Genomic DNA, 10,000 nt, shown 5'->3' on the forward strand with positions numbered 1-10,000 from the left:
CGATGTCGAAGTGCCGCCGGAAGGGTCTATCCTGCCCGAAACCTATCAGTACGAGATCGGTGAAACCCGTCAGTCGGTGCTGGACCGTATGCTGGCCGCCGGGCGTGAGACGCTCGACGCATTGTGGGCGACGCGCGCGCCGGACTTGCCGCTGAAAACCAAGGAAGAGGCGCTGATCCTCGCTTCGGTCGTCGAGAAGGAAACGGGTCTGGCCCATGAGCGCCCGAAGGTCGCTGCCGTGTTTGTGAACCGCCTGCGTAACGGGATGCGTCTGCAATCGGACCCGACCGTGGTCTATGCGGTGTCCAAGGGTGAGCCTCTGGGGCGCGGGTTGAGGCGCTCCGAACTGGATACGCCCAGCCCGTGGAACACCTATCTGATCGACGGTCTGCCCGTCACCCCGATCGCCAATCCGGGCAAGGAGTCTTTAAAGGCCGTGCTCAATCCGCCCCCAAGCAAGGACGTGTATTTCGTAGCGGATGGCACGGGCGGCCACGTCTTCGCCGAAACCTACGAGCAACACCTGATCAATGTCGCCAAATGGCGTCAGATCGAGGCGCAGGCCACGCCCGCTTCGGCCCAACCCGTCAAGGACACCGGTAAATGACCCTGTCGAGTATGACCGGCTTTGGAAGGGTGGAAGGCCATCATGGGACGGTCGCCTGGGTCTATGAGGTGCGTTCGGTCAACGGGCGCTCATTGGACCTCAAGACGCGCGTGCCCTCTGGCTACGACTATGTGGAGCGGGCGGCGCGCGATCTGGTCAAGCAGCGTTTTCAGCGCGGTCAGGTGTCGCTGAACCTCAGCGTGCAAACGACCGAGGTCCAGACGGGCTATAGCGTCAATCACGCTGTCCTCAACCAGTATCTCGAAGTGGGGCAGGGCCTGATGCAGGCCGGTCAGGCGACCATGCCGTCGCTGGATGGGCTTTTGTCCCTGCGCGGCGTTATCGAGGCGGCCAGTGCGGAAACCGATACCGACGTGGCGGCGCTGGAAGCGCCCCTGCTGGCCGATCTGGGGGCGGTGCTGGAACACCTGAAAACCGCGCGTCAGGACGAGGGGCGGGCGCTGTTTGACGTGCTGACCCAGCACCTGAGCGCCATGACCGACGCCGTGGATCGGGCCGAGGCGCTGGCGGCGCAGCAGACCGAAGTGATCCGCGAACGTTTCACCCGGCGTCTGAATGAGCTTTTGCCCGATGCTGACCTTCAGGAGCGCATCCTTCAGGAAGCCGCCGTCATGGCCGTCAAGGCCGATGTGCGCGAGGAACTGGATCGTCTGCGCACCCATATCGCCTCCGCGCACACGCTCCTCGGCGACAGCCAGTCGCAGGGGCGCAAGCTCGATTTCCTGTCGCAGGAATTCATGCGCGAAGCCAATACCCTCTGTTCGAAAGCCGCCTTCAGCGACCTGACCAAGGTAGGGCTGGAGTTAAAGTCGGTTATCGACCAGTTCCGAGAACAGGTTCAAAACGTAGAGTAATATGCCTAATTCCCAACGTCTTCGCCGCGGCCTTATGCTGATCGTTTCCTCGCCTTCGGGCGCGGGCAAGACCTCGCTGTGCCGCCGCCTGATGGCCGATCACGCCGACCTCGACCTGTCGATTTCTGTGACCACCCGCTCACCGCGTCCCGGTGAAAAGGACGGCCGCGAATATCACTTCATCAGCGACGCGGCGATGGACGATCTGGTCAAAAACGACGCCCTTCTGGAATGGGCGGCGGTGCACGACCACCGCTATGGCTCACCGCGCGAACCGGTGGAAAAAGCCCTGTCTCAGGGGCAGAACGTGCTGTTCGACATCGACTGGCAGGGGGCGCAGCGCATCTCGGCCAAGGCGCCGTCGGACGTGGTGCGCGTCTTCATCCTGCCGCCGTCGATGGAAGAACTGAAGCGCCGTCTCTATGCTCGTGCACAGGACGCCGACGACGTCATCCAGCGCCGCCTCAGCCGCGCCAAGGGTGAGATCGCGCATTGGGCCGAGTACGACTATGTCATCCTGAATGACGATTTCGACCGTTCCTATGCGGAGCTGGTGCATATCTATCATTCAGAAACGGCGCGCCGTTCACGTGGCCTGTGGATCGCGCCGTTTGTCGATGAACTGATGAGCGAGCCGCTTTAGGGTCAAACAAGAAAAGGGGCTCGCCCCCTTCACCCCGGAACAAAAAAGCCCTCCGACCGGTTCGGAGGGCTTTTTTACTTACTTTTGGGCCGGACTGGTCTCAACCTTGAGATAGGCGATCAGGTTGTGGCGCTCTGTCTCGTCCTTAAGGCCCATAAAGCCCATCTTGGTGCCGGGTACGGTCGTTTGCGGATGGGTGATATAGTCGTCGAGCGTGGCGAAGTCCCACACGGCGTTGTGGCCCTTCATCGCGTCGCTATACTGATAATCGGCCTTGCTGCCCGATTTGCGACCGAATACGCCGTAAAGGTTGGGGCCGACCATATTGGCCCCGCCTTCGACCAGCGTATGGCACGAGCGGCACTTGGTCCACGCCTTCTCACCCGCCTTGAGATCGGCGGTATTGTAGGGGGCGGGCAGGGTGGCGAGTTTGGCGGCGTTTTCGGCGTCTGAAGGCCCCTCGACCGCCGGCACATTAGCTTGCGTTGCAGCGGTTTCGCTTGCCGTCTCTGTGGGTTTGTCGCCGCAGCCCGAAAGGCACAGGGCAAGGGTCAGGGGGGCCAAAAACAAGGCTGCGCGCATTAAAATCTCCATCGGTTCACGTCAAGCGTTTAGCCGACACAGTGACTTTTGGCGAGAGGCGACTCTGCCCGTGCCTGTGACGCCTTGCCACAGGCAGAGGGGGCGGAAGAAGAAAAGGCCACGCCCGATAGAAGGCGTGACCTGCTTAAAATTCAACAGCTTTCGGTGAAAAGCTCAGGACCGACGGTAATTCTCGTCGATGTCCTGCGAATTCAGGCGCTCCTCAGAACCGTCAATAAAGATGCGGTATTCGACGGCACCCGCCTTATTCACTTCGCCCTGCTCGATGCGATTGATCACCGCCGGGCCACCGTAACGCGCCACCAGTTCCGGATCGCGGATCAGGTGATTCACTGTCGGCATGGCGGCGAAGTCGAAATCGTCCGAGGCGAACACCTCCTCACCGGTATTGTTGTCGAAAAAGCGGTAGGCCAGTCCGGGCATGATCCATCTCCCATCTTGTGGTTGAGGGATCAGGATGCGCCCGGTCCGGTAAATAATCAATGCGCGCAATGCCGCAGGTGGGTTCGCCAATAGCGAAAGTGAAGTCTCAGAAAATTCGCCTTTCTATCTGTTTTTAGACGCGTTTTGAATATCGGCGGCCAGTTGATCCACTCGCGCCGGGTCGGCGTCCCAGGCGAACATGAAGCGCGCCCCACCACCGATAAAGGTATAGAAGCGCCAGCCTTTGGCGCGCAGGGCGTCCAGAACAGCCTCTGGCGCCTTGAGGAAGACGGCATTGGCCTGCACGGCAAACATGGGCTCTATTTCCGGTAAACCGGAAATCTTATCAGCCAGTCGGCGGGCGCAGGCATTGGCGTGCTGACCGTTCCTCAGCCACGCCCCGTCCTTGATCATGCCCAGCCACGGCGCGGCCAGAAAGCGCATCTTGGAGGCCAGTTGCCCGGCTTGTTTGCAGCGATAGTCGAAATCCTGCGCCAGCACGCGATCAAAAAACAAAATGGCCTCGCCCACGCCCATGCCATTCTTGGTGCCGCCGAAACACAACACATCGACCCCGGCCTTCCACGTTATGTCGGCCGGGCTACAGTTGAGCGCCGCGCAGGCATTGGCAAAGCGCGCGCCGTCCATATGCAGACGCAGACCCAGTTCGCGGCAGACGGCGGCAATGGCCTTCACTTCGTTGATGGTATAGACGAGGCCGGTTTCGGTGGGTTGGGTGATGGTGACGGCACGAGGCTTCGGGAAGTGGATGTCGGAGCGGCTGGTGGCCAGCGCGCGGATGGCCTCCGGCGTCAACTTGCCGTCGGTCGAGGCGGCCACCAGCAGTTTGGAGCCGTTGGAGAAGAATTCCGGTGCGCCGCATTCGTCGGTTTCGACGTGGGCCGAGGCGGAGCATATGACGCTGTGATAGGACTGACACAGAGACGCCAGGGCCAGCGAATTGGCCGCCGTGCCGTTGAAGGCAAAGAAGACCTCGGCCTCGTGCTCGAACAGGTCGCGCAGGGCGTCGGCGGCGCGCTGAGTCCAGGGGTCGTCGCCATAGGCGGGGACTGAGCCGGCATTGGCCTCGCGCATGGCGTTCCACGCTTCGGGGCAGATGCCGGCATAGTTGTCGCTGGCGAATTGCTGCGGCGCTAAGGTCGTGAGGGGCAGGGCGGTGTCCGGCATGGGGCGTCTCTCAGATAGAATGAGTTTTGCGACGCATGAGCCTTGGTCCCGTTGGTTGCCGGTTCGGCCGCATCTCCGTTTCCGGACGCCACCTTGCCGGGAAGGGCAGGTTGGCGTTAAGCGCGTCGCTTAACTCTGGATGCCGTTTCGCCTTAGCCGTTCATAAGCGTTTGCGCAAGCGAAAGTTTCTGCGGAAACCGCTGGCGGGACGCGATCCGGCCGCCCTTGAATATGGGTGGGAAAGTCCCACATTCAGCCTAGGTTCAGCCGAGGAATCGTCTAAGGTGAATGGTGAACCCCTGCGCAGACATTGCGCGTATATATCCGGAGAACGCGCCCTTTTTCTTTACGCAGGGTGGTCGTTGGACGCCCTTGGCGAGGCGCGCTGTCCGGCTCAGGAGTAAGTAATGTTTGATGTTCTGACCATACCCGTATTGCCTTTGAGGGATATCGTGGTGTTCCCGCACATGGTCGTGCCGCTGTTTGTCGGACGTGAAAAGTCCGTGCAGGCGCTCGATGAGGTGATGAAGGGCGACAAGCAGATCCTGCTGGCCACCCAGAAAAATTCCGGTGACGACGATCCCGAAGCCGACGCCATCTACGACATCGGCGTGCTTGCCAATGTGCTGCAACTGCTGAAACTGCCCGACGGCACGGTCAAGGTGCTGGTCGAAGGCAAGTCGCGCGCCAAGATCAAGCGCTTTACCGGCCGCAGCGAGTTCTATGAGGCCGAAGCCTATGCGCTGGAGCCCGCCGTGACGCAGGGCCCTGACCTCGAAGCGCTGGTGCGCGCCGTCACCGACCAGTTCGAAAACTACATCAAGCTCAACAAGAAGATTCCGCCGGAAGCCCTTCAGGCCCTGGCCGAAGTGTCGGAAGCCGACGTGCTGGCCGACTCGATTGCCGCGCATCTGGTCATCAAGATCGGCGAGAAGCAGCAGCTTCTGGAGCAACTGGCGGTCGCCAAGCGGCTGGAGCAGATCTATGCCCTGATGGAAGGCGAGATCAGCGTTCTTCAGGTCGAAAAGAAGATCCGTTCGCGCGTCAAGCGTCAGATGGAAAAGACCCAGCGCGAATATTACCTCAACGAGCAGATGAAGGCCATTCAGCGCGAGCTGGGTGAGCAGGACGACGCCAAGGACGAGATCCTCGAACTCGAAAAGAAGATCAAGGCGACCAAGCTGAGCAAGGAAGCCCGCGCCAAGGCGATGTCGGAGCTGAACAAGCTGCGCCACATGTCGCCCATGTCGGCCGAATCGACCGTCGTGCGCAACTATCTCGACTGGCTGCTGGCCATTCCCTGGGGCGCGTCCAAGCCCAAGCCGATCGACCTCAGCAAGGCCGAAGACACGCTGGATGCCGATCATTACGGCCTTGAGAAGGTCAAGGAGCGCATCCTTGAGCATCTGGCCGTGCAGGCGCGCATGGGTACGCTGAAAGGCCCGATCCTGTGCCTTGTGGGCCCTCCGGGTGTGGGTAAGACGAGCCTGGGCAAGTCCATCGCCAAGGCGACCGGTCGCGAATTCGTGCGCATCAGCCTCGGCGGTGTGCGCGACGAATCGGAAATCCGGGGCCACCGCCGCACCTATATCGGCTCCATGCCGGGCAAGATCATCCAGTCGATGAAGAAGGCCAAGACGACCAACGCCTTCTTCCTGCTCGATGAAATCGACAAGATGGGGGCTGACTGGCGCGGCGACCCGGCCTCGGCCCTGCTCGAAGTGCTGGACCCGGCGCAGAATTCGACCTTCAACGACCATTATCTGGAGGTCGATTACGACCTGTCCAAGATCATGTTCGTGACGACGGCCAACTCGCTCAACATGCCGCAGCCCCTGCTGGACCGCATGGAGATCATCCGCATCCCCGGCTATACCGAGGATGAGAAGGTCGAAATCGCCAAGCGCCACATCCTGCCGTCTCTGGCCAAGGATCACGGCCTCAAAGGCGAGGAGTGGATCGTGCCGGAACAGGCTATCCGCGACCTGATCCGCTACTACACCCGTGAGGCGGGCGTGCGTTCGCTGGAGCGGGAACTGGGCAATCTGGCGCGCAAGACCATCCGTGACCTCGCCCGTGAGAAGGTCAGCTCGATCACGGTGGATGAGGCACGTCTGGCCAAATATGCCGGCGTGCGCAAATTCCACTATGGCGAAACCGATGAAACCGATCAGGTCGGTATCGTCACGGGCCTCGCCTGGACGGAATTCGGCGGCGACATCCTGACCATCGAAGCCATCAAAATGCCCGGCAAGGGCAATATGAAGGTCACCGGTAACCTCAAGGACGTGATGAAGGAATCCGTTTCGGCGGCCAATTCCTACGTCAAGGCGCTGGCGCCGAAGTTCGGCATCCTGCCGCCGGTCTTTGAACGCACCGATGTGCACGTCCACGTCCCGGAAGGCGCTACGCCCAAGGATGGCCCGTCGGCCGGTGTGGCCATGGTTACCGCCATGGTCTCGGTCCTGACCGGCATTCCGGTGCGCAAGGATATCGCCATGACCGGCGAAATCACCCTGCGTGGTCGCGTGCTGGCTATTGGCGGCCTGAAGGAAAAGCTGCTGGCAGCCCTGCGTTCGGGCGTCAAGACGGTGCTGATCCCTAAGGAGAACGAGAAGGACCTGACCGAACTGCCTGAGAATGTGAAGGCCGGTCTGGAGATCATTCCGGTTGGCCATGTCGAGCAGGTTCTGACCCACGCCCTGACCCGACCGCTTGAATCCATCGAGTGGGTGGAGCCGGTGATTCCGCCCCCGGCGGTGCCCGCTGCGGATGACGCAGACGGTCTCACGGCCCATTAAGCCGTAAGGGATAGCGCTATTTTGGCGTGCACTCGCCAAAACGGTTGAAAATAAAGAGCGGAATTTGTTGGCTAAGCGCCTCAAATTTCGCTCTTTTTTGTGTAAGTCCTTAAAAAAACTCGGTTTGCAGTGCAAAAAATGCGATTTCGCTTTTGACGAGCGGGGGTTTTTGTAGTCTCTATCGGGTCCACCCGCCGACGACTCGCTGAGTCCGACAGGGAACGGTTCACACAAATGCCCGTCATGGCGGGCAGGGAGAAACTTATGACGACCAAAGCTGAACTCGTGGCCGCCATTGCCGATCAGGCGGGCCTGACCAAGGAACAAGCCAAGAAGGCCGTTGATGCCTTCACCGATTCCGTCGTGGACGCCCTGAAAAAGGGTGAAGAAGTCCGCCTCGTCGGCTTCGGCACCTTCCTCGCTGTGAAGCGCGAAGCCGGCACGGCCCGTAACCCGCGCACCGGTGAAACCGTTTCGCGTCCGGCCTCGGTCACCGCGCGCTTCCGCGTCGGCGAAGGCCTGAAGAACGCCCTGAACGGCTAATATCACTCACAGAATTTAAGCCGAAACGGCTTGACTTCGGAACCGGAGGTTGGCATTGACCGGCCTCCGGTTTTTTATGTCCGGTCCCCTGTGGAGGGGCGATTAGCTCAGCTGGCAGAGCGGCTCGTTTACACCGAGTAGGTCGGCGGTTCGATCCCGTCATCGCCCACCATCTTCCCTTACATTCAGCGAACCGCCGCATTTTTATTTGTTTGCTGTCGCAAACGGGGGTTCGATCCCGTCATCGCTCATCATTTCCCCTCACATTTAGCGAACCGCCGCATTTTTGTTTGTTTGCTGTCGCAAACGGCGGTTCGATCCCGTCATCGCTTACCCTTTCTCCCACACATCGTACCGTTTTTGCGCGTCCAACGCGGCAAAGAAAAACCGGCCTGAGCGTTTTCAGGCCGGTCTGGTTTTTTAGTTTGACGCCTTTTCGGCGTTACGTTTGATATTTTCGGCGGGCGGCTGATCGCCCAGTTCATCCGCCGCCTTGTCCACGCCCTGCGGCAGGGCCTCGACGGCATCACCCATGCGCTCAGAGCCGCTACGGTTGTCCTGCATCAGAAACACGGCACCGACCGCCAGAAGGGCGATCACGGCCACGCCAATCAGGATGAGAATGCTGTTTGTGCCCTTACCGGGGGCCGTTGTTGTACTCGCCATAGGAAGGCTCCTCTGTCTCTTCGATGGACTGAGGATAGGCGCAAGCATGAAAACGCTCAGCACGGATAACAGCGTCGGCGAGTAGGAAGCGCATAAAAAAAACCGCCGGGGTTACCGGCGGTTTCTGCGGTCCGAACTGGAAGCAATTAGAGCGGAATGATTTCTAATGGAATCATTCCGCTCAAGCCGCCATTGAGGCGGCGGCCAAGGCGGCGCAGCCGCCGCCCGGCGAGGGGCTAAACAAAAATCTAGATCAATATGTTTCTACCAGAAATCATAATGATCTAGAACTGGAAGCGGGCACGCAGAGACAGCGAAACGTTGTCGTAGGCGTCGTACTTTTCATATTCGGCTTCGATACCGAAATAGCTGTACTCGTTGGAGGCCGCAAGGCGCACACCCGCAATCGGGGCGCCGCCCTTGATGTCGCCCCCTTTGAGCGTGAACGGCGTAGCGGTGCCAAAACGCGCCACCGTATCGGCGATTTCCGCCGAGAAGTTGTTACGGTAGCCGACCCAGATTTCCGGACGGAACAGGGCGTTCTTGTTGGAGCGGCCGATATTCAGCAAGGCGGTGCCGCTGAAGATATGGCCGGTACGCTCATCCACCGACAGGTCGAACGCCGTGCCGCCGCCGGTTTCGGTATGGGCGTCTTCCTTCAGGCCAAAATAGTCGGCGCTGACCATGGGGGTCAGGCTCAGCCAGCCGGCATCGACGCTATAGGAAGCCCCGATGCTGCCCGAATAGCTCACGCCCTTCCACTTGGCGGTCGAGCTGGCGATGAAGGCGGATTCGAGGATCTGACGCTTCGATTCGAAGTTGGCGTAGCCCACCCCGCCGCGCACCCAGCCTTTCAGGCCCGAACCGTTATCGAGGCGCCAATAGGCCCCAAGAGACAGGTCGGTCGAGCTGAGGTCTTCGTCCGGCGCGCCCAGAGTACCCTTGGGGTTGGTGGCGGTGTAGGCCAGATAAAGACCGGCGGCCTGGGTTGAGGTAATGCCGCGTTCGACGCCGCCCGCAAAGGCAAAGCCGGTCGATTCGAAGCCCGTGACGTCTGTGCGGTCGCGATTGATCTGGAAGCCGTATTCCTGCGCCCAGTACTGGTTGACACCGGCCTGCGGGATGATCGACTGGCTGGCCATGGTGCGCGACAGGCCGTCATTGCTCTTGGACAGGGTCAGCAGCGTTTCGCCGGAATAGTCGGGCAGGAACGACAGATAGGCCTTGTTGAAACCCTCCGCCGTGGTCGGATCGAGCAGGGCGCGTGTGGCACTGGCATTGCCTTGGGCGGCGGTCATAATGGCATCGAAGGCCGCGAACTCATTGACCGACAGGGCGGTTTCGCTCTGCGTGCGCAGGCGGACATCGGCATAGAGCGTCGTATTCGCCGTATTGGTCGAAAGGGCGGCCTTGTACAGATAGGGGATATTGCTGTCGAGGCTGGCCGTATCAAGCGTGCCGAGCGTGATGTTCGAAGCAGTAAGAAGCGTATAGCGCGTCGCCGGTTTGACGATGCTCGACATACCAATCTGCACCTTGGCCCCGGTTTCAAAAACGGCGGCCCCGGAGGCGACGATGATGGGGGTGTTGGGATTGGCCGTATCCGGCACAAAGCGCAGCGTACCCTCCTTGCGCACATTCACCGTCGTGG

General features: G+C 60.5%; 10 protein-coding genes, 1 tRNA gene and 1 riboswitch. Of the genes, 6 read left to right on the forward strand and 5 right to left on the reverse strand.

What is annotated here, in order from left to right; genetic code table 11:
- The 3 genes from mltG to gmk all read left to right on the forward strand — a co-directional run.
- A partial coding sequence (mltG, locus tag LDL37_RS04445) for an endolytic transglycosylase MltG (RefSeq protein ID WP_290794953.1) occupies window positions 1-607 on the forward strand: 607 nt, incomplete at its 5' end.
- Window positions 604-1,482 carry a YicC/YloC family endoribonuclease gene (locus LDL37_RS04450; RefSeq protein WP_290794955.1) on the forward strand — a complete coding sequence of 293 codons (879 nt, stop codon included), beginning with the start codon at window positions 604-606 and terminating at the stop codon, window positions 1,480-1,482. The genes mltG and LDL37_RS04450, both read left to right, overlap by 4 nt.
- A 1-nt stretch (window position 1,483) precedes the next feature.
- Entirely contained in the window at window positions 1,484-2,125 is a 642-nt protein-coding gene (gmk, locus tag LDL37_RS04455; RefSeq protein WP_013480255.1) for a guanylate kinase, read from the forward strand.
- A gap of 78 nt (window positions 2,126-2,203) precedes the next feature.
- On the opposite strand, the gene LDL37_RS04460 is transcribed toward gmk, so the two are convergent.
- The 3 genes from LDL37_RS04460 to LDL37_RS04470 all read right to left on the reverse strand — a co-directional run bounded on the left by LDL37_RS04460 (window position 2,204) and on the right by LDL37_RS04470 (window position 4,339).
- A complete protein-coding gene (locus tag LDL37_RS04460; protein ID WP_290794960.1) occupies window positions 2,204-2,707 on the reverse strand; it encodes a cytochrome c family protein in 504 nt (167 codons plus the stop codon).
- A 174-nt stretch (window positions 2,708-2,881) separates the two neighbouring features.
- The gene (locus LDL37_RS04465; RefSeq protein WP_290794963.1) at window positions 2,882-3,151 is read right to left on the reverse strand and encodes a hypothetical protein; all 270 of its coding nucleotides are present in this window, start codon (window positions 3,149-3,151) and stop codon (window positions 2,882-2,884) included.
- Between the two features lie 123 nt (window positions 3,152-3,274).
- Window positions 3,275-4,339: a low specificity L-threonine aldolase gene (locus LDL37_RS04470; RefSeq protein ID WP_290794966.1), complete on the reverse strand. Its 1,065-nt coding sequence runs from the start codon at window positions 4,337-4,339 to the stop codon at window positions 3,275-3,277.
- A 41-nt stretch (window positions 4,340-4,380) separates the two neighbouring features.
- Window positions 4,381-4,487, reverse strand: a riboswitch (SAM-I-IV-variant riboswitch).
- 259 nt (window positions 4,488-4,746) lie between these two features.
- Between LDL37_RS04470 and lon the strand changes: the two genes are divergently transcribed.
- From lon to LDL37_RS04485, 3 genes are all read left to right on the forward strand, one after another.
- Window positions 4,747-7,140, forward strand: coding sequence for an endopeptidase La (lon, locus tag LDL37_RS04475; protein WP_290794969.1), 2,394 nt, complete (start codon window positions 4,747-4,749; stop codon window positions 7,138-7,140).
- Window positions 7,141-7,404: 264 nt separating this feature from the next.
- Window positions 7,405-7,683: an HU family DNA-binding protein gene (locus LDL37_RS04480; protein ID WP_013480260.1), complete on the forward strand. Its 279-nt coding sequence runs from the start codon at window positions 7,405-7,407 to the stop codon at window positions 7,681-7,683.
- Window positions 7,684-7,779: 96 nt separating this feature from the next.
- Window positions 7,780-7,855 (forward strand) — tRNA-Val (locus LDL37_RS04485).
- Window positions 7,856-8,103: 248 nt separating this feature from the next.
- On the opposite strand, the gene LDL37_RS04490 is transcribed toward LDL37_RS04485, so the two are convergent.
- Window positions 8,104-8,349: a hypothetical protein gene (locus tag LDL37_RS04490; RefSeq protein ID WP_290794973.1), complete on the reverse strand. Its 246-nt coding sequence runs from the start codon at window positions 8,347-8,349 to the stop codon at window positions 8,104-8,106.
- Between the two features lie 284 nt (window positions 8,350-8,633).
- On the reverse strand, window positions 8,634-10,000 hold a 1,367-nt coding region (locus LDL37_RS04495), incomplete at its 5' end, for an autotransporter outer membrane beta-barrel domain-containing protein (protein WP_290794976.1).

It is taken from the genome of Asticcacaulis sp., from assembly GCF_020217185.1.
In the GTDB taxonomy this organism is placed as follows: Bacteria; Pseudomonadota; Alphaproteobacteria; order Caulobacterales; family Caulobacteraceae; genus Asticcacaulis.